General features: G+C 64.2%; 17 protein-coding genes. 4 read left to right on the top strand and 13 right to left on the bottom strand.

What is annotated here, in order from left to right; all coding sequences use genetic code 11:
* From FJ950_RS15770 to FJ950_RS15735, 8 genes are all read right to left on the bottom strand, one after another.
* On the bottom strand, positions 1 to 801 hold the full coding sequence (locus tag FJ950_RS15770; protein WP_015319016.1) for an ABC transporter permease: 801 nt from the start codon (positions 799 to 801) through the stop codon (positions 1 to 3).
* Positions 798 to 1670: an ABC transporter permease gene (locus tag FJ950_RS15765; protein ID WP_140617446.1), complete on the bottom strand. Its 873-nt coding sequence runs from the start codon at positions 1668 to 1670 to the stop codon at positions 798 to 800. Before FJ950_RS15765 ends, FJ950_RS15770 begins: the two co-directional genes overlap by 4 nt.
* Positions 1667 to 2770, bottom strand: coding sequence for an ABC transporter ATP-binding protein (locus tag FJ950_RS15760; RefSeq protein ID WP_140617445.1), 1104 nt, complete (start codon positions 2768 to 2770; stop codon positions 1667 to 1669). Before FJ950_RS15760 ends, FJ950_RS15765 begins: the two co-directional genes overlap by 4 nt.
* A 76-nt stretch (positions 2771 to 2846) precedes the next feature.
* Entirely contained in the window at positions 2847 to 3872 is a 1026-nt protein-coding gene (locus FJ950_RS15755) for an ABC transporter substrate-binding protein (protein WP_023782299.1), read from the bottom strand.
* Positions 3873 to 3925: 53 nt separating this feature from the next.
* Entirely contained in the window at positions 3926 to 4924 is a 999-nt protein-coding gene (gene araD1 / locus FJ950_RS15750) for an AraD1 family protein (RefSeq protein ID WP_140617444.1), read from the bottom strand.
* A 32-nt stretch (positions 4925 to 4956) separates the two neighbouring features.
* Positions 4957 to 5736, bottom strand: coding sequence for an SDR family oxidoreductase (locus FJ950_RS15745; RefSeq protein ID WP_140617443.1), 780 nt, complete (start codon positions 5734 to 5736; stop codon positions 4957 to 4959).
* An 11-nt stretch (positions 5737 to 5747) separates the two neighbouring features.
* Positions 5748 to 7475, bottom strand: coding sequence for an IlvD/Edd family dehydratase (locus tag FJ950_RS15740; RefSeq protein WP_140617442.1), 1728 nt, complete (start codon positions 7473 to 7475; stop codon positions 5748 to 5750).
* Positions 7472 to 8272: a FadR/GntR family transcriptional regulator gene (locus tag FJ950_RS15735; RefSeq protein WP_224622742.1), complete on the bottom strand. Its 801-nt coding sequence runs from the start codon at positions 8270 to 8272 to the stop codon at positions 7472 to 7474. Before FJ950_RS15735 ends, FJ950_RS15740 begins: the two co-directional genes overlap by 4 nt.
* Before the next feature lie 71 nt (positions 8273 to 8343).
* On the opposite strand from FJ950_RS15735, the gene FJ950_RS15730 reads away from it, so the two are divergent.
* On the top strand, positions 8344 to 9255 hold the full coding sequence (locus tag FJ950_RS15730) for an aldose 1-epimerase (RefSeq protein ID WP_246681321.1): 912 nt from the start codon (positions 8344 to 8346) through the stop codon (positions 9253 to 9255).
* Positions 9256 to 9474: 219 nt separating this feature from the next.
* Here FJ950_RS15730 and FJ950_RS15725 read toward each other — a convergent pair whose 3' ends face one another.
* Together FJ950_RS15725 and FJ950_RS15720 are read right to left on the bottom strand one after the other, a co-directional pair.
* A complete protein-coding gene (locus tag FJ950_RS15725) occupies positions 9475 to 10758 on the bottom strand; it encodes a D-tagatose-bisphosphate aldolase, class II, non-catalytic subunit (protein WP_140617441.1) in 1284 nt (427 codons plus the stop codon).
* A complete protein-coding gene (locus FJ950_RS15720) occupies positions 10755 to 11708 on the bottom strand; it encodes a sugar kinase (protein WP_140617440.1) in 954 nt (317 codons plus the stop codon). Before FJ950_RS15720 ends, FJ950_RS15725 begins: the two co-directional genes overlap by 4 nt.
* Positions 11709 to 11965: 257 nt before the next feature.
* Between FJ950_RS15720 and FJ950_RS15715 the strand changes: the two genes are divergently transcribed.
* Positions 11966 to 13000: a LacI family DNA-binding transcriptional regulator gene (locus FJ950_RS15715; RefSeq protein WP_140617439.1), complete on the top strand. Its 1035-nt coding sequence runs from the start codon at positions 11966 to 11968 to the stop codon at positions 12998 to 13000.
* On the opposite strand, the gene FJ950_RS15710 is transcribed toward FJ950_RS15715, so the two are convergent.
* From FJ950_RS15710 to FJ950_RS15700, 3 genes are all read right to left on the bottom strand, one after another.
* Positions 12988 to 13941 (bottom strand): alpha/beta hydrolase, encoded by a 954-nt coding sequence (locus FJ950_RS15710; RefSeq protein ID WP_015319004.1) that lies wholly within the window; start codon positions 13939 to 13941, stop codon positions 12988 to 12990. The genes FJ950_RS15715 and FJ950_RS15710 overlap by 13 nt on opposite strands.
* A 76-nt stretch (positions 13942 to 14017) precedes the next feature.
* Positions 14018 to 15166: a Gfo/Idh/MocA family oxidoreductase gene (locus FJ950_RS15705; RefSeq protein WP_140617438.1), complete on the bottom strand. Its 1149-nt coding sequence runs from the start codon at positions 15164 to 15166 to the stop codon at positions 14018 to 14020.
* 265 nt (positions 15167 to 15431) lie between these two features.
* On the bottom strand, positions 15432 to 16193 hold the full coding sequence (locus tag FJ950_RS15700; RefSeq protein ID WP_015319002.1) for a DeoR/GlpR family DNA-binding transcription regulator: 762 nt from the start codon (positions 16191 to 16193) through the stop codon (positions 15432 to 15434).
* A gap of 156 nt (positions 16194 to 16349) precedes the next feature.
* On the opposite strand from FJ950_RS15700, the gene FJ950_RS15695 reads away from it, so the two are divergent.
* Both FJ950_RS15695 and FJ950_RS15690 read left to right on the top strand, forming a co-directional pair.
* The gene (locus FJ950_RS15695) at positions 16350 to 17150 is read left to right on the top strand and encodes a class I fructose-bisphosphate aldolase (protein WP_023771143.1); all 801 of its coding nucleotides are present in this window, start codon (positions 16350 to 16352) and stop codon (positions 17148 to 17150) included.
* Between the two features lie 3 nt (positions 17151 to 17153).
* The gene (locus FJ950_RS15690; RefSeq protein WP_015319000.1) at positions 17154 to 18104 is read left to right on the top strand and encodes a PfkB family carbohydrate kinase; all 951 of its coding nucleotides are present in this window, start codon (positions 17154 to 17156) and stop codon (positions 18102 to 18104) included.
* Positions 18105 to 18123: the final 19 nt, after the last annotated feature.

The following is an 18123-nucleotide window of genomic DNA, read 5'->3' as shown; positions in this document are numbered from 1 at the left end:
TCAGGTACGTTCCGTCGCCATTTGCCTGGGAATGAGAAAACGGGCGGCGAGCACGCACAGCAGCACGGTGAACATCAGGATCAGCGCCACCAGCGCGTTGATGTCGGGCGAGAAGCCTAGCCGCATCATCGCCCACAGCCGGACCGGCAGCGTGCTTTGCGTGCCGGTGACCAGGATGGTGATCATCGTCTCGTCGAACGACAGCGCGAAGGCCAGGATGGCGCCGCCGACCATGGCGCTCGACAGGTTCGGCAGGATGATGCGCCAGAAGGTCTGCCAACCGCTGGCGCCGAGATCGTAGGAGGCTTCGACCAGCGTGCGGCTCATCGACTGCAGCCGCATCAGCACAGTGCGGTAGACGATCGCCAGCACGAACACGGTGTGGCCGATGACAACCGTCAGCAGCGAGCGTTCGAGGCCGATCTCGCGGAAGAAGATCAGCAGCGCCAGGCCGCTGATGATAGGCGGCATCAGGAATGGCAGGAAGATGATGAACTGCAGAACCGAACGTCCCGAGCGGCGGCCGTGATAGTAGAGCGCCAGCAGCGTCCCGCTGACCACCGACAGGATCACGGTACAGACGCCGACGATCAGCGTGGTGCGCAACGCGGTCAGGATGTCATGGTTTTCAGCCAGCGCCACATAGGTCGAAAAGGTCGGCGACGACCAGTCGACATTGCCATGCGAAATGGTGAAGAACGACGACACGATCGGCACGAACAGTGGGCTGTAGAGCAGCACCGCGACCAGCGTCGTAATCGCGGCCAGGAAGATGGTGGACGGCCGGGGCAGCGCGCTCATACCGACGTCCCCCGGCTGCGCCCGAACCGTTCGCCAATGAGAATGGCGGCGATCACCACGATCGCAAGCGCCACCGACAGCGCGGCGCCGAACGGCCAGTTATAGGCCGTGCCGAACTGGCTGTAGAGGATGCGGCCGAAGGTGAAGCCGCTGATCCCGCCGACCATCTGCGGTGTCAGGAAATCGCCGATCGCCAGTACGAAGACGAAGCTCGCCGCCGAGGCGACGCCGGGCAGGCTCAGCGGCAAGGTGATGCGCAGGAATGTCTGCAGGCTGCTGGCGCCCAGGTCATCCGAGGCGCGCAGCAAGGTCTGCGGAATCCGCTCCAGCGACAGGAAGATCGGCAGGATGGCGAACGGGATCAAAAGCAGGCTGAGCGTCAAGAGGATGGCGTTCATGTTGAAGACGAAAAGCGTCGACGGCTGATCCAGGATGCCGAGCGCCACCAGCGCGTTGTTGAGGAAGCCGTTGAGGCCGAGGATGCTGCGGATCGCGTAGATCTTGATGACGTAGCTCATCAGCAGTGGCACCAGCAGCAACATCAGCAGGGCATAGCGCCACCGCCCTTTCAGCGTCGTCAGGAAGCAGGCGGCGGGATAGGCGAGAAGGATACAGATGACGGCCACCGATACGCACAGCACGATGGTGTTCCAGAACACCGGCAGAAAGATCGGGTCGGTGAAGAACCTGACATAGTTGCCGAGCGTCGGTGTATGGACGATCGTACCCTGGTCGACGCTGAAGAAACTGTAGACCAGGAAGATTGCCAGCGGCACGAGGACGAAGATAACCGGCAAGGCGAATGCCAGCACCGTCACCAGCCCTGACAGTCGCCGTTGCGCGGCGTGTGTCGAGCCGGTTCCGCTCATGCCAGCACCAGATGGCCTTCATGCGGCGCAAACGAAAGCCAGACCGTCTCGCCGGATTTCAAGATGCTGCCGTCGATCCGGCTCGGCATGCGCAGCCGCAGGCGCTGCGCGGCATCGTCCGCACCCGCCATGATCGTGGCGACCGTCGACGAGCCGGCAAAGGCGAGATCGGCAATGGCACCGGAAAAGCGATTGGCGCCATCACGGGCGTCCGCGAGATGCAAGGCTTCGGGGCGGAACGCCGCGAAAGCCGCGGCGCCATCCGGGGCAATCTTCAGATGCGGCTGGTCGCTGATCGAGCACACCAGCCGTCCAAGTGTCGTCTCGATCGGTCGCTGCTCGCCTTGCACCGGACCGAGTTTTCCGGCCACCAGATTGTTCTCGCCGAAGAAGCGCGCCACGAATTCGCAATTCGGCTTGTAGTAGAGCTCATGCGGCGTGCCGAGCTGGCGGATATGGCCGGCCTGCATGACGCAGATCCGATCGGCCATGCCGATCGCTTCTTCCTGGTCGTGGGTGACGAACAGGAAGGTGGTCTTGATCTCGCGCTGGATGGATTTCAGGAACTCCTGCATCTGCCGGCGCAATTCGAGATCGAGTGCCGCCAGCGGCTCGTCGAGCAGGATCAGGCGCGGCTGGCAGATCAGCGCCCGGGCGAGCGCGACACGCTGGCGCTGGCCGCCGGAAAGCTGTGCCGGAAAGCGCTCGGCGAAACGTCCGAGCTGCACCAGATCGAGGGCTTGCGCCACGCGGCTGGCGATCTCCTTGCGCTTGATATGGCGCACCGAAAGCCCATAGCCGACATTGCCGGAGACGGTCATATGGGGGAACAGCGCATAGTCCTGGAACACCGTGTTGAACGGCCGCTTGTTGATCGGCATGCGGCTGATGTCCTGGCCGTCCAGCCGGATCTCGCCGGACGTCAGCGGCTCCAGCCCGCCGATCAGCCGCAGGACCGTGGTCTTGCCCGAACCCGACGGCCCAAGGACGGTGAGGAACTCACCGTCCCGGAGCGACAGGTCGATGCCGTGCAGCACGGGAACCGTGCCGTAGGATTTCGAGACGGACCGCAGCGTCAAGAGGTCGGTGTTCTGGCTCATGGGATATTCTCGCATACGCTTCGGCGGTCCGGAACGTCCGGACCGCCGGGTCCTTCGAAGTCAGGCGCGGAAGGGATCAGGGCGTCGCCTTGACCTCGTTCCACAAGTCCGAACGCTTGAGCGGATCCTCGACATTGTTGAGCCAGACCAGCTTGTCGTTGCCGCCCGCACTGCTCGACTCGACCACCGTGTTGCCGAATCCGGTGCGCTCGGAAAGCGCGCCGCTGACCTTCTTCGTCAGCATGAAGTCGATCCATTTCTCGGCCGCGGCATTGTCGCGGACACCCTTGGAGATCACCCAGTTGTCGAGCCAGGCAAGCGCGCCTTCGCTCGGATTGACGTAGGCGACATGGGCGCCGATCTTCTGCAGTGCCTTCACCTGCTGCTGGCCATAATTGGCCCAGATCAGCGCAACATCATTGTTCTGGTAGATCTGCTGCGCCTCGTCGGCGGTGGTGTAGAAGCTCAGCACATTGCGCTTGAGCTCGACCAGCTTGGCCTTGACCGCCGCCATTTGTTTTTCGTCGAGGTTGAACGGATCCTTGTAGCCGAGCGTCAGCGCGGTGAACGAGAAATTGTGCTCGCCATTGTCGTAGGCGAGGATCTTGCCCTTGTAGGCCGGATCCCACAGGACGGACATCGAGGTCGGCGCCGGCTTGACCTTGTCGGTGTCGTAGATCAGCCCGATGGAATCGAAGCAGAATGGAATACCATAGACCTTGCCGTCCTTGGTGTCGCCGCTGACCTGAGACAGATCGCGGAAGCGCGGCAGCACGTCCTTCTGGTTCGGCAGCTTGGTGATGTCGATCGGCGACACCAGATCGGCCTTGATGTAGCGCTGCAACTGGGCGGTGTTGACGGCGAAGACGTCGAAGTCCTGCCCTTCGCTGCCCTTGATCTTGGCCCAGATTTCGTCATCGCTGCCGATGAAGACGACATCGACGCCGATGCCGGTGGCGGCGGTGAAGTCCTTCACCCAGTCCGGGTCGGCATAACCGTCCCAGGCCAGCACGCGAAGGTTCGCGGCCAGCGCCGCCGACGTCATCAGGCCGATGCCGAGCCCGATGGTCGCTAGTCTCAGAAACGCTTTCTTCAGTCCCATTTTTAATCTCCCATTGTCGTTCTGGTGGACCGTAATTTCCGGGGCTATCGCCGTCACAGCTGGGTGACGGCGACCAGTCCCTCGTCCGGCACCGACACCATCCGGTTGCGCAACGGCTTGCCGAATGTCTGTGTCTGGATTTCATACTCGTCGCCGGAAGCCGTCTTGACGCCGGAGGCGTAGCTCATCACCGCCGCTCCGAAGAAATAGGCGTGCAGGTCGCCCGCCCTGCGGTGCATCGGGTAGCGGAAATGGAAGTGTTCGAGATTGGCGATCGAATGCGACATGTGCGCTTCGCCCGACAGGAATTCCTGTTCCCAGATAACAGTGCCGTCGCGCAGAATGCGGGAATGGCCACGCACTTCTTCGGGCAGGTCGCCGATCAGAAGCTCCGGTCCGATCGAGCAGGAGCGGAGTTTCGAGTGGGCGAGATAGAGGTAGTTCTCGGCCTCCGTCACATGGTCGGAATATTCGTTGCCCAGCGCATAGCCGATGCGATAGGGGCGGCCATCCGGCCCATTGAGGTAAAGGCCGACGATCTCGGCTTCTTCGGCGCCGGCTTTCGCGAAGGCAGGCATCGGCAGATCGGCGCCAGGCGGCACGACACAGGTGCCGACGCCCTTGAAGAACCATTCGGGCTGGATGCCGATCTTGCCGGCGCCGGGCTTGCCGCCTTCCAGGCCCATGCGGAAGATCTTCAGCGAATCCGATTCCTCGGCGTCCTCGCCATGGGTCAGCACATGCATCTTGTCGCGCGCGGCGGCACTTCCGGTGTGGGTGAGGCCGGTTCCGGTGACCAGGAAGCGCGCCGGTTCCGGATGGTCGACGGGAGCGAGCACGCGGCCACCGCGCAGCAGTTCGCCATAGTCGATCGTGGCCGCACCCGTCCGCTTCTCCACCAGCGCCGCGATCGATGCACCCTGGGCGACCGCCGCTTCGGCGAGCTCCAGCACGGTGCTTGTCTTGTCGAGTGGATGCAGGCGATTGCCGTCATCGGAAACGCGGCCGACCCGCCTGCCGCCATCGATCGTTGTGTACTGAACAAGACGCATGAAATACCTTTCTTCCCTAGGGGCCGTACCGGTCACACCCAGCCCGCGTCGACGATGAACTGTTGGCTCGTGCACATCAGGCTGTCGTCGGCGGCGAGGAACAGCGCCATGCGCGCAATGTCGGATGGCTGCAGCCGGTCGGGCAGGCACTGCCGCTCCGCGATCTGGCGTTCGCCGGCGGGGTTCAGCCATAGCCGCATCTGGCGCTCTGTCATCACCCAGCCAGGCACCATGCAGTTGACGCGGATGCGCTCGGGGCCGAGTTCGCGGGCCAGCGCCCGCGTCATGCCGTAGACAGCGGCTTTCGCGGTGACATAGGCAGGGCAGTCGGGATCGCCGACCATCCAGGTAATGGAACCGAAATTGATGATCGAGCCGCCGCCCAGCGAGCCCATTTGCGGGCGCACCGCCTGGGCGGCGAAGAACTGGTGGCGCAGATTGACCGCCATGCGGTCGTCCCAATAGGCCACCGTGACGTCCTTGGTCTGGTGGCGGTCGTCATTGCCGGCATTGTTGCACAGCGCCTGGATCGGACCGTTGTGCCGCATCGCCTCGACGGTCGCCGCCTGCAGCTGCTCGACATTGCGCAGGTCGCAGGGAATGAACAGCGGCGCGGCATGCCCTTCGGCCGCGATCGTATCGACCAGGCGCCGTGAAGGCTCCTCGGCCAGATCGACGAAGGCGACGCGGCTGCCTTGCGCGCAGAAATGGCGCACCAGGCTTTCACCGATGCCGCTGCCGCCGCCGGTTATGAACACGCTGCGGCCCTTCAGGCTGGGGTAGGTCGCGTAGCTGCCGATCTGATCCGTCATCGCGCCCCTCTCTAATGGGAATGCCGGGGAATGCCGGCATCGCGCCGACCGACGAGAAAGTCGAAGTCGCAGCCCTTGTCGGCCTGCAGCACGCGCTCGACATAGAGGCTCTGGTAGCCACCCTGCGGCGGCTCCGGCGGCTTCCAGTCACGGCGGCGGATCGCCAGTTCCTCGTCCGAAACCAAAAGCTCGAGACGGCGGCCGGCGACGTCGAGCTCGATGAGATCGCCGTCGCGCACCAGGGCCAGCACACCACCGGCCGCGGCCTCCGGCGCCACATGCAGCACCACCGTGCCGTAGGCGGTACCGCTCATGCGCGCGTCCGAAATGCGCACCATGTCGGAAACGCCTTCTCTGAGCAGCTTGGTTGGCAGCGGCATGTTGCCGACCTCGGCCATCCCGGGATAACCGCGCGGTCCGCAATTCTTCAGCACCATCACCGAGGAGGCGTCGATATCCAGCTCCGGATCGTCGATGCGGGCATGGTAATGCTCGATGTTCTCGAAAACGACCGCCTTGCCGCGATGCTGCATCAGTTCGGGCGTTGCCGCGGACGGCTTGATGACCGCTCCGTTGGGCGCCAGATTGCCACGCAGGATCGAGATGCCGCCCTCCTTGGTCAGCGGCTCGCGCAGCGGCCGTATGACCTCACGGTTATAGTTGGGCGCGCCGTCGATCAGTTCACCGATGGTCTTGGCGCTGACGGTCATGGCGTCGCGATGAAGAAGCCCCACTTCATCAAGCGACGCCATGACCGCAGCTAGCCCCCCGGCATAGTAGAAATCTTCCATCAGGAACCGGCCCGACGGCATCAGGTCGACAATGGTTGGCACGCCGCGGCCAAGGCGGTCCCAGTCATCGAGGCCGAGATCGACACCAACCCGGTTGGCGATGGCGATCAGATGCAGCACCGCATTGGTCGAGCCGCCGATCGCGCCATTGACGCGAATGGCATTCTCGAAGGCTTGCCTGGTAAGGATCTTTGCAATCGTCACGTCGCGGTGGACAAGATCGACGATCTGCCGTCCGGCCAACTGGGCAAGCACGCTTCGGCGCGAATCCACCGCCGGGATCGCGGCGTTGTCGGGCATGCCGATGCCGAGCGCCTCCACCATGCTGGCCATGGTCGAGGCGGTGCCCATCGTCATGCAGCTGCCGGCCGACCGGCTCTGGCCCTGCTCGGCGGCAAGGAAGTCGGCGACCGGCATGCGGCCGGCCTTGACCTCCTCGGCGAATTTCCAGACATGCGTGCCCGAGCCGATATCCTGTCCGCGGAACTTGCCGTTCAGCATCGGCCCACCGGAGACGGCGATGGTTGGCAGGTTGCACGAGGCAGCCCCCATCAAGAGCGCCGGCGTGGTCTTGTCGCAACCGACAAGCAGGATGACGCCGTCGATCGGATTGCCGCGGATGGATTCTTCGACATCCATGCTGGCAAGGTTGCGAAACAGCATGGCGGTGGGGCGCATGTTGCTCTCGCCCAGCGACATCACGGGAAATTCGAACGGCAGGCCGCCAGCCTCATAGACGCCGCGCTTGACGTGATCGGCGAGCGCCCGCAGATGCGCATTGCACGGGGTCAGTTCCGACCACGTGTTGCAGATGCCGATGACCGGGCGGCCGTCGAAGGCGTCAGCGGGAATGCCCTGGTTTTTCATCCAGCTGCGGTGCATGAAAGCGTTCTTGCCTTCACCGCCGAACCAGGCTTCCGACCGCAATTTGCGTTTGGTCTCGGTCACGATTGCAGACCCCGCTCGTTGCGGCGTTTGTTGCGGTTCTCGACGCTGCGGCGCACGTCATCCTCGGCATTGTCGATAAGCACCAGCAATGCCTTTTGCGCGCCGGCGGCGTCGCCGTCGGCAATCTTCTCGGCGACTTTCCGGTGCAGCGGCAAGGAATGGCGCTGCCCTTCCGGATTGTCGTTGGAGAGGCGAAAGCTCATTACCAACGCGGTCTCGACCAGTGCGGCCAGCGAGCCGATCAGCTCGTTGCCGGTCATGCGCAATATGGTCTGGTGGAACACCAGATCGGGCTTGGCGAAGCGGTCTCCGTCATCGCTCAGTGCTTCCATTTCGGCCAGCGCTGCATGGATCTCGGCGATCTGAGCCGGCGTCGCACGCTGCGCGGCAAGAGCCGCCGACATCGGCTCGATGGCGCGGCGCAGTTCAAACAGCGCCCGCACATCCTCCGCACTGACACCGCCGGTATAGCGCCAGGACAGGACGTCGGGGTCGAGGAAATTCCAGTCGGCGCGAGGACGCACCCGCGTGCCGGTCTTCGGCCTGGATTCGACCAGCCCCTTGCCCGCCAGCACCTTGATCGCCTCGCGCAGCACTGTGCGACTGACCCCCAGCATCTCGCTGGAATCGTCGGCATTAGGCAGCGCCTCGCCGGGCAGGAAGTCGCCCTGCACGATGCGCAGCCCGATCTGCTCGACGACCGTGGCGTGCAGCGCGGTGGAACCGCTGGAAACCGCGACCGCGACTCGTGACGTGCGGGCTGTGCTGAATGATTTTCTATTCTTCATACTATTCATATGATATGTCTTATAGCCGTGGGGATTGGAGTCAAGGGATTGGAGGAGTGCCGATGACAAAGAATTTCGCTGTGGCCGTCGCGCAGTACACGGAACTGGTCTCGATCAGCGACGGCATCGCGACGGTCGAAATTGCTCCCGCCGCTGGTGGAGCGCTGGCGTCGTATCGATGGTGGCAGGATGGTTCGGCCGTGGATTGGCTGCGTGCGGCTCACCCAGCGGCGATCGGCCATGGCGATGCCGGCGCCATGGCCTGCTTTCCGCTCGTGCCCTATTCCAACCGCATAAGGAATGGCCGCTTTGAATTCGCGGGGCGCCCCATTCAATTGCCGACGGCCCCGGACGATCCACATCATGAGCACGGCCATGGCTGGCGTCACCCGTGGGCCGTCGTGAGCCATGAAGCGAGCATGATCGTCCTGCGCTATCGCCACGCCGCCGATTCCTGGCCATGGAGCTACGAAGCCGAGCAAGTGATCTCGCTGGCCGAAGGCAGGCTTTGCATGACCATTGCCGTGCGCAACCTGTCGGACGCGCCGATGCCGGTTGGCCTCGGTCTCCATCCTTACTTCCCGTCGACGCCGTGGACGCATGTCCAGGCACGGGTATCAGGCATGTGGGAAACCGATGCGGAGGTGCTGCCCATCCGGCATGTCCCGCCGCCCGTGGGGGCCGATCCATCCATCGGCTTTGACGTATCGGAAGTGGAGTTCGACACGGTCTTCACCGGATGGGCGCGCCGCGCCCGGATCACCTGGCCCGAACACGGGCGGCAGCTGGACATTGAGGCAGAGGCGCCGCTCGACTTCCTCGCCCTCTACACGCCGCCGGGCGAACCGTTCTTTTGCGCCGAGCCGGTCAGCAACATTACCGATGCTTTCAACCGGAGGGGCGACAAGGAGATCGACACCGGTTGCATTGTGCTGGCCCCTGGCCAGAAACAATCCGCAAGCGTCCGCTTTATACGGTCGCTGGCTGTTTGATCTTCGCCGCGACTTGCCCGAAGCGAGGCCATTGCAGAACGGATAGTGCTGGCCCGGGTCCTCGATCGTCACGCGGCGCAAATCGGTGAATTCGGCGATCGAGGCCTTGCCGCCGAAGCAACCATAGCCGGAGCCCTTGACGCCGCCGCTGACGCGCATCGCGATCTGGCGTTGCGCCGCACCACGCGCGCCCTGGTGCCACAGCCATGAAAGTCGGGATCAGCCGGTTGCGCTGGCATAGATGTCGAGAACGTCCGTCACGCCTGCGATGAGGAGTTCCCTAGCCTTTGGCGCGACGGATCCGCTCGCTACCGCGCTGTCGAGGCGGCCGAGATACTGGCTGATCAGGGGTGAGGGGATGTCGCGCTCGCCCAGCGCCTGCATCAGCGCGTTCACGGACTGCCGCGCCGCCGGCGCAGGCCAGTAGTAGCGGATACGGTCGCTGTAGGAAAAATGCCGCTCGATCCGCTGCTTGGCCTCGGAGCCGTGATAGTAATTCTTCCAATTGCCGGGCGCCGCCAGCATGACGCGCTCCATGGCCGCCGGCAGGCTTTCCCGCGATGGATCGGGAACCAGAATGTCGGCGATGTGGCTCAGGCCGTAGAGGGCTTCCCGCAGCGCGAAGGTCAGCCATGGCCCGACCTTGAGTATGGCAAAACCGTCGTCGACCAGCGCGCTCAACGCCATGACCGGCTGGTAGTCGGTCGAGTGGGCCTCGAAGACGAATTGCGACAGGTCTCGCAGCGTGCCGGCAAGCGCCCGGGCGCGTTCCGGCCGGTAGGTGATGACCTCGGCATTGCCGAATTCGACGCCCGGCTGCACGACGACGCCGATCGCCCGCGAGAAAGCCTGGTCGAGGCCGCGCCGGCTAAAGGCATCGTGGTGGATGCGAACCGTCTCACCCGCGGCCTCCGGTGTCGTCACCGCCAGATGGTCCATGGCCTCCTGTGCGCCGCCCGGCACCGGCACTTCCGTGCCGATGACGTAGACAGGCCTGGTGCCGCCTGTTCGTTCAACCGCGGCCTCCGCCACCTCGGCCAGTTCGGCGGCGCGCGCGGCGATGGTGGCGTCGGGCGGTGCCGCGCCTTCGCCGGCGCAGCCCATGCTGGCGTCCAGGTGGATCTTGGTGAAGCCGGCCTCGGCATAGGCATCCACCATGCGTGCGGCTTTTTCCATCGCCGCGGGCGCCGGCAGGTGCTTCCAAGGATTGGGGCCCAGATGATCGCCGCCGAGCACCAGCCTGTCCAGGGGAAAGCCAGCCTTGCCGGCGATCGTCTCGACGAAGCGGCGGAAATCGCGCGGTGTCATGCCGGTGTAGCCGCCCTCGTGGTTGACCTGGTTGCAGGTGGCCTCGATCAGCACATCGGCGCCGCGCGCCTTGCCGTGGCGCAGCGCCGCTTCGACGACCAGCGGATGGGCCGAGCAGATCGAGGCGATGCCACAGCGTTCGCCGGCCGCACGGCGCGTGGCGATGCCAGCCAGTCGATCGGTCGCCTGGCTCATGCCGGTGCTCCGGTCCGGGCGGTTTCGATGAACGCCTCGACGGTGGCGAGCGAGGCGATGCCTTCCATTGGTCCCTTCTTCGTCACCGCCAGCGCGCCGCAGCCATTGGCTATTCGCAGCGCCCTTTCCGGTGCCTCTCCACGCAGCCAGAAGGAGACAAAGGCCGCGGTAAAGCAGTCTCCGGCGCCGGTCGGATCGATTTCCTCGACGACGAAGCCGGGTGAGGCTGTGCGCCCCGACTGGGCGTAGTGGACGGCGCCCTGCGCGCCCTTCTTGACGACGATAGTGGAGATGCCGCGGTCCAGCATTTCGCGTACCGCGCTTTCCTCGTCGTTTGCCTCGGCGAAGGTGAAGAGTTCCGGCCCGCTCGGCAGGAACACGTCGGTCTTTGACAACACGAAGAGCAAGGCGTCGCGCATGCCCGGTAGATCGAGCATCTCCTTGCGGATGTTGGGGTCGAAAGAGACCGTGCCGCCGCGCATCTTGACGGCTTCGATCCCGTTGCGGGCAATTTCGATCACCTCGGGCGAGAACAGCGATGTCCCCATGACGTGAAAATGGTCGGCGCCGGCCAGCAGCGCGCGCGCTTCCGCGCCCATCTCGATCAGGCCGGCGGCACTCTGCTTGATGTTGTAGACGAAGTGCCGGCTGCCATCGCTCTCATAGGTGACGAAGGCGGTTCCGGTCGCGGCACCGTGATGGACGGCAATGGCCGAGATGTCGGCGCCGTCGGCACGCAGGCGCTCGATGTTCAAATGGCCGAAATCGTCGTCGCCCACTGCCGCGATCAGCCCCGCCGGCTGGCCGAGCCGCGCCGCCTGATCGACGAAGATGGCGGGAGCGCCTGAGGGAAACGGACCGACCAGCGGGCCGGGGGCGCGAAAACTCTGGCCGATCCGCTCGGCCATGATCTCGACCAGGATCTCGCCGGCACAAACCAGTTTCTTCATGTCCTCACCATCTGCCGGACGGACGGCCTCCGCTTGGCCAGAAATTCCTTTATCCGTGCATGTTCAAAACCTAAGTTGTCGTTTTCGGAGCGTCAATAAATAATTTGACGTGCGCAATGCTTTTGCGTTGTACTGGAAATATGGAAATTTGACTGAATAAGTCCGCTCAAGCAATGCTGCCTCACCGCGACGATCGCAAGACTGATTCTCGCCAGAGCGTTAAGGCTGGCATCGAGGATAAGGGGCCTGAAATATAGATGGCGCAAAAGACCCACCGGACGATGGATGATTTCGCCAGGGCGTCCGGCGTTTCGCGGCCGACCCTGTCGAAGTATTTCGACGATCCGGCCAGCGTGAAGCCGGCGACCCGGGCGCGCATCGAGGCGGCGCTTAGTTCGTCCGACTATCAGCCGAATGTTTTTGCCCGCAACCTCAACCGCAAGCGCACCCGCAATGTCGGCATCGTCGTACCGGCGATCACCGATCCGTTCTACGCCGAGATGGTCAGCCGCATCGAACGGCGCTGTCGCGACGAAGGGTTTTGGCCGATCGTCATCTCCTCGCACGGTTCGCCGAAACTGGAGGCGGAATCGGTCAGGACGCTGATGTCGCTGAAGGTCGCGGGCGCCATCGTCGCGCCCTTGGGCTTGGTCTCCGAACCCGGCGTCTTCGAACGGATGAGCGAGGACATCCCGATCGTCTATTTCGACACCTATATCGAAGGCGACACGCCATTCGTCGGGAATGACAACCACCAGAGCACCTCGACCATCGTCGATTATCTCTGCCGGTCCGGCGAACCGCCTGTCTATGTCGACATCCCGCACGTCAACCACAATTCGGGCGAACGCCTGCAGAGCTATATCGACGCGATGCAGGCCGCGGGCCTGGAGCCCACCGTTCTCAAGGCGGCGGGCGACTATAGCTGGGACTTCGAGCGCATCGGCCATGAATGGATGGACAGGACGCTCGAGAAAGGCGGCCTGCCGGCCCGCACGCTGCTCTGCGCCAATGACCGTCTCGCCTTCGGTGTGATGGCGGCCGCCTTTTCGCGCGGGCTGAAGATCGGCCGCCGCGCCGATTGCGATTTTCGCGTCGCCGCCCACGATGATCATCCGTTGAGCCGCTACACCTGTCCCGCGCTGACCACCATGGCACAGGACTTCACCGCCATGGCCGGCCGCAGCGTCGAGATCCTGCTGGCGTTGCTGGACGAGGCCGATCCGTCCGGCCATGATCTGGCGCGCAACGTCAAGCTTGGCGCCACCCTGGTGATGCGTCAGTCGGCCTGAGTGATCGGCTCCGGCGTCTGTAGGCGGAGCCAGGCCGCCGCCTCGCTTACCGTTTGCCGCGCGGCCAGGATGTGGCGGCCCATCGAGACGAAGCCGTGGATCTGACCCGGCCAGTGTCGCAACGCCAGCGGCACTCCGTCGGCGCGCAGGCGCTCGGCATAGGCCGTGCCTTCGTCGGCAAGGATGTCGTGGCCGGCGATCACGACGAAGGCCGACGGTGCGCCGGCGAGGCTGGAGGCCAGCAGCGGCGATACGCGCCAGTCCGCGATATCATCGGGCGTTCGCACATAGTGGTCGCGGAACCAGGCCATGGTGGCGGCGGTGAGTCCGAAGCCTTCGCCGAAACGCCGGTAGCTGTCCGCCGTCTGGCGGGCATCGGTGTTGGGATAGATCAGGATCTGGGCGGCGAGCGGCGGCGCCAGCCTGTCTCGGGCGAGCAATGCCAGCACGGCGGCAAGGTTGCCGCCGGCACTGTCGCCAGCGACGGCAATACGGGTAGGGTCGATGCCGAGTTCTCCAGCGGCCATGAAGCGCAGCGCTGCCGCGCAATCCTCGAGCCCGGCGGGAAACTTGTGCTCCGGCGCCAGCCGGTAATCGGGACAGACGACGACGGCGTTGCCGAGATTGGCCAGCCAGCGGCAGATATCGTCATGCGAGGAGAGATTGCCGATCACCCAGCCGCCACCATGCAGATAGAGCACGGCGCGCGCCCCCGTCCGCGGCGCGCCGATACCGCGATGGATGCGGATCGTCACCGGGCCGTTCGGCCCGTCGATCTGCTGCTGCTCGGTTGCCGCGACCGGCTCGTGCTCGCCCTGCAGCGTCGGGAACGAAGCGTTGTACGTGGCCCGCGCCGCCGCGACGCTGTCATTCTCGAAGGGTTCGCCGCCGGCGGCACGGCCGATTTCCAGGGCACGCAGCGCATCTGGGTCGAGCGTCATCGTCATCTCCGTCAAAGCAATTCCAGGAAAAGTGTGCAGCGGTTTTCCGTCCGGATTGCGTGAAAACAAGGAACGCTTAGGCGAGCAGGCCGCGCGCTTCGTCTTCGCCAAGCAGGGCCGGCTGGACGACGTCACCTGTCATGGCGACCGAACTCCCCGTCTCGCCCGAATGCAGGATCGCTTCCATGATCTCCAGCACATGCAGCGCCAGATTGCCGGAAGCGCGGGGCGTCGCGCCTGTCTGCAGCGAACGCACCAGGTCGGCGACGCCGAGCATGCGGTAGTTGGCGCGGTCGGGCGCCGCGTAAGGCCAGTTGCGGGCGCCGTAGAGTTCGCCTTCGCTGGCGAAATCCTTCCAGTCGGCGCCGCGTTCCGACAGCGACACCGTGCCACCGAACGTATCCGGGTCGGGCAGCCGCAGCGAGCCTTCCGTGCCGTGCAGTTCGATCGGATGGTTGGAATGCCTGAAGACATCCCATGAAGCGCCGAAAGTGACGGTCGCGCCGGAGCGGAATTCGAGCAGCGACAGCACATTGGTCGGCGTGCCGACCTTGAATTTGGTGTTCTTGAACGGCCCTTCGGCCGATATCAGCCGTTCCTCCTGGCCCTTCGTCGCCATCGCCATGACGCGCGCGACCGGGCCGAGCAGGTTGACCAGCATCGTCAGATAGTAGGGACCCATGTCGAACACCGGGCCGCCGCCCGGCTGGTAATAGAATTGCGGATTGGGATGCCAGTGTTCCATGCCACGCCCCATCATGAAGGCGGTGCCGGTGACAGGGCGGCCGATGGCGCCCTCGTCCATCAGGCGGCGCGCTTTGCGTCCGGCTGCACCAAGGAAGGTGTCCGGAGCCGAGCCGAGCAGCAGGCCGCGTTTGGCCGCCTCCGCCACTAGGCGGCGGCCGTCGCCGGCCGAGGTTGCGAGCGGTTTTTCAGTGAAGACATGCTTTCCCGCCGAAAGGGCGGAGAATGAAATGTCGAAATGAGCCGCCGGAATGGTCAGGTTGAGGACGAGGTCGATCTCGGGATCGGCCAGCAGCGCATCGACGCCAAGGGGCCGGATGCCGTATTCCTTGGCCCGCAGCGCCGCCATCTCGGCTGAAATATCGGCGCAGGCGCGCAATTCGATGCCGCCGAAAAGCGCGGCATTGCGCAGGTACGTCATCGAGATGTTGCCGCATCCGATGACGCCGATGCCGAGTTTGGCTTGTGAGTTTGCCTGCATTTCTGTCGTACCTCCCAATGCGATCACGTCTGCCCGATCCCTCGCGACGGTGCCGGATCGGGCTCGAAATGGCTATACAACATTTTAAATATTGACGCGCGTAAAATTTTTATAGAACATGCGGAAATGCTGGCGCGGTGTCGGGAGGCTGCTGGCCCTGGGAGGAGAAAATGACTGACATGAAAACCGGCCGATCGCAGGCGCCAAAGCCCGTGGGTCATCCGCGCGTCGGACATTTCGAGGGCGGCCAGGGACCGCGACCGGTTCAGGCATAGATCACCATGGCCCCGATCCTATCAAGCTGGCTGCGTATTGGACCGGGCAGGCCATCGTCGGTGATCACCACATCGACGCCCGACAGCGAAAAGGCCTTGGAGGTCCCGCTGACGCCCCATTTGCTCGAATCCGCCAGGAGGACAACGCGCCGGGCCATGCGCACGAGGATTCGCTTCGTTCGCGCCATGTCTTCGTTCACGTCGACCACATCCAGTGACGAGTCGATCGCATGCGCTCCGACAAAGACCTGATGCGCTACCAAGCCGCCGAGAGCCGTGTCGGCATCGGTAATCAGCGTGCTCACCGTGTCTGGATAGACCCGGCCACCGATCATGTGAACGTCGAGCCCGGGCCGATGCATCAGATGCTGCACGATATTCATCGCCGTGGCCGCGACCACGACATTGTTGAGCGGCGGTAGCTGCATGGCAACCTGCATCAATGTCGAGCCGCCGTCGAAGATGACCGACTGGTTGTCCTCGAACAGCTCTACCGCTGCCCGGGCGATGCGTTTCTTCGCATCGAGGTTGGTTTGCATCCGGCGGGCGAACGCGGCCGTGGTCGAATCCGTGGTCCGGGTCACCGCCCCTCCACGGGTCTTGGTCAGCAGTCCCTTGCGGTCCAGTATCTCGAGGTCGGAGCGGACCGTGACTTCCGACACGCCAAAATCGTCTGACAGGTCCTTGATGCGAACCTGTCCGCTGCGTTGCACCTCACACAGGATCGATTGGCGTCTCTGCTCTGACAACATTGCCTTGTCCTTGCCTCCATATGCCAAGCCCTGGCCTCGGCTCACGCTACCGAAAATACGCGAATTCGAAAGATTTCGAAAGATTGCATTTATCCTTTCTTTCGAAAACACTGGATCCAGGATTTGGAAATCAATCGATTGGAGAATTTTGCACTCATGAGCCTCGGAACCCAGGTGCGCCTTGCGCGCCTCTTCTCGCATCCATCGGGCAATCTTTTTGGCGGCGCGGTCGACCACTTTGTCGGCTATGGCGACGTGCGCAAAGGCGGTCTTGCCGATCTGCCCGGTGCGCTCGCCCGCGTCATGGTGGGCAAACCCGACTACGTCAGCATCCAGCCTGGCACAGCGCGCCATCTATGGCCGCAATACGCGGGCAAGGCCTGCCTGGTGATCCAGGCCGGCTGCTTCACCCCGGACGATCGCATCAGTGAGCTGATCGCAACGCCCGAGGATGCCGTGCGCGCCGGCGCCGATGCCTTGGCCGTGGCCATTCCGGTACGCGGCGCGACCGAGGGCAAATACATACGCTGGCTGACCGATTCGGTGAATGCAGCGGCCCGCTACGGCATGCCGGTGGTCGCGCATATCTATCCTCGCGATTTCACCGACGGGGCAAAAATCGTCTTCACCCCCGACGAGATCGCCTATGCGGCGCGCATCGGCTACGAGTCTGGCGTCGACGTGATCAAGATCGGTTACACGGGAGATTTCGAATCGTTCCGAGAGACCGTTCGGACATGCCCGGTGCCGGTTGTGATCGCGGGTGGCCCGAAGACCGATACGCTGCTCGGCGCCCTCCAGCAGACGGCGGACGCCATCCGTGCCGGTGCGCGCGGTGCCGTGGTGGGCCGCAATCTCTGGGGGCATGGCGATCCGGAGAAAGCAGCGATAGCCTTTCGGGGCGTCATCCATGACGGCCTTTCGGCGCAAGACGCCCTGGCAAGGGCGGGTGCCTGAACGATGCCCGCCGTCCCTTCAATCCTCGGCTTCGGAGCTATTGCGATCGACGACATCGTCTATGTCGATCAGCCGTTGTCGGCGGGCAAGGGGAAGGTTCTGCAAAGCGCCCGGGCTTTCGGCGGAAATGTCGCGACGGCCCTTGCCGCCGTCGCGCGGCTCGGCGGCACCGCCGGGTTCGTCGGATGGCTGGGCAGTGCCGCGGACGACGCCGTGCTGTGCGATCTCGTTGCGAGCGGTGTTGAAACTGCATTCGCGCCGCGCCACCCGCACGCACGCCCGGTGCGCTCGCGGATCACCGTCGGCTCGGATGGGGAGCGGTTCATCGCCTATGACGACGAAGCGATGCTGGGCACCGCGCCGGACTTTCCGGACGAGGTCCTCAGCCGCGCGACAGTCCTGATCGTCGATAGTTACGCGATCCGGTCGCTGGATGTCGTGGTTCGGGCTCGCGATCTCGGCCTTGCGATCCTCGGCGATATCGAATGGAGCAGAGGCCCAGCCACCGAGAAGCTGATCGCGCTCTGCGACCACCTCATTCTTCCCCTCGGCTTTGCGCGGATCGCCACAGGGTGCCGCTCGCCCGCCGAGATACTCGATGCATTGTGGTTGCCGTCGCGGTCCGCCGTGGTTCTGACGGATGGCGGCAGGGGCGTCTATTATCGCGGACGCGACGAGAAAGGGCTCTGGCACCTGCCTCCCCATCGGGTTGCCGTTGTCGATTCGACCGGCGCCGGTGACTGCTTTCATGGCGCCTATGCCCTGGCATTGACGCGCGGGGCCGACACCCCACGCCGGGTCGCGTTCGCGGCCGCGGCGGCGGCCCTTTCGATAACGGGGCGGGGCGGGCGCGAGGCGCTGCCGACCGACGGCCAGGTCACGGAATTCCTTGCATCGACGAACGCGCCGTCGGCAGTCGAACTGAAATATGCGCCGCTCGATACTGGTACATAGCCTGAACTGTCCGAGCAAA

Origin of the sequence: Mesorhizobium sp. B2-3-14 (genome assembly GCF_006442175.1) — a bacterium.
GTDB lineage: Bacteria > Pseudomonadota > Alphaproteobacteria > Rhizobiales > Rhizobiaceae > Mesorhizobium > Mesorhizobium australicum.
Note: the sequence above shows the minus strand (reverse complement) of the source record. Positions and strands in the feature narration are given on the sequence as shown.

What these genes read in the sequence shown, in the direction of transcription:
- FJ950_RS15770 (WP_015319016.1), bottom strand. Translation starts at nt 801, where the DNA reads ATGAGCGCGCTGCCCCGGCCGTCCACCATCTTCCTGGCCGCGATTACG.
- FJ950_RS15765 (WP_140617446.1), bottom strand. Translation starts at nt 1,670, where the DNA reads ATGAGCGGAACCGGCTCGACACACGCCGCGCAACGGCGACTGTCAGGG.
- FJ950_RS15760 (WP_140617445.1), bottom strand. Translation starts at nt 2,770, where the DNA reads ATGAGCCAGAACACCGACCTCTTGACGCTGCGGTCCGTCTCGAAATCC.
- FJ950_RS15755 (WP_023782299.1), bottom strand. Translation starts at nt 3,872, where the DNA reads ATGGGACTGAAGAAAGCGTTTCTGAGACTAGCGACCATCGGGCTCGGC.
- araD1 (WP_140617444.1), bottom strand. Translation starts at nt 4,924, where the DNA reads ATGCGTCTTGTTCAGTACACAACGATCGATGGCGGCAGGCGGGTCGGC.
- FJ950_RS15745 (WP_140617443.1), bottom strand. Translation starts at nt 5,736, where the DNA reads ATGACGGATCAGATCGGCAGCTACGCGACCTACCCCAGCCTGAAGGGC.
- FJ950_RS15735 (WP_224622742.1), bottom strand. Translation starts at nt 8,272, where the DNA reads ATGAATAGTATGAAGAATAGAAAATCATTCAGCACAGCCCGCACGTCA.
- FJ950_RS15725 (WP_140617441.1), bottom strand. Translation starts at nt 10,758, where the DNA reads ATGAGCCAGGCGACCGATCGACTGGCTGGCATCGCCACGCGCCGTGCG.
- FJ950_RS15720 (WP_140617440.1), bottom strand. Translation starts at nt 11,708, where the DNA reads ATGAAGAAACTGGTTTGTGCCGGCGAGATCCTGGTCGAGATCATGGCC.
- FJ950_RS15715 (WP_140617439.1), top strand. Translation starts at nt 11,966, where the DNA reads ATGGCGCAAAAGACCCACCGGACGATGGATGATTTCGCCAGGGCGTCC.
- FJ950_RS15710 (WP_015319004.1), bottom strand. Translation starts at nt 13,941, where the DNA reads ATGACGCTCGACCCAGATGCGCTGCGTGCCCTGGAAATCGGCCGTGCC.
- FJ950_RS15705 (WP_140617438.1), bottom strand. Translation starts at nt 15,166, where the DNA reads ATGCAGGCAAACTCACAAGCCAAACTCGGCATCGGCGTCATCGGATGC.
- FJ950_RS15700 (WP_015319002.1), bottom strand. Translation starts at nt 16,193, where the DNA reads ATGTTGTCAGAGCAGAGACGCCAATCGATCCTGTGTGAGGTGCAACGC.
- FJ950_RS15695 (WP_023771143.1), top strand. Translation starts at nt 16,350, where the DNA reads ATGAGCCTCGGAACCCAGGTGCGCCTTGCGCGCCTCTTCTCGCATCCA.
- FJ950_RS15690 (WP_015319000.1), top strand. Translation starts at nt 17,154, where the DNA reads ATGCCCGCCGTCCCTTCAATCCTCGGCTTCGGAGCTATTGCGATCGAC.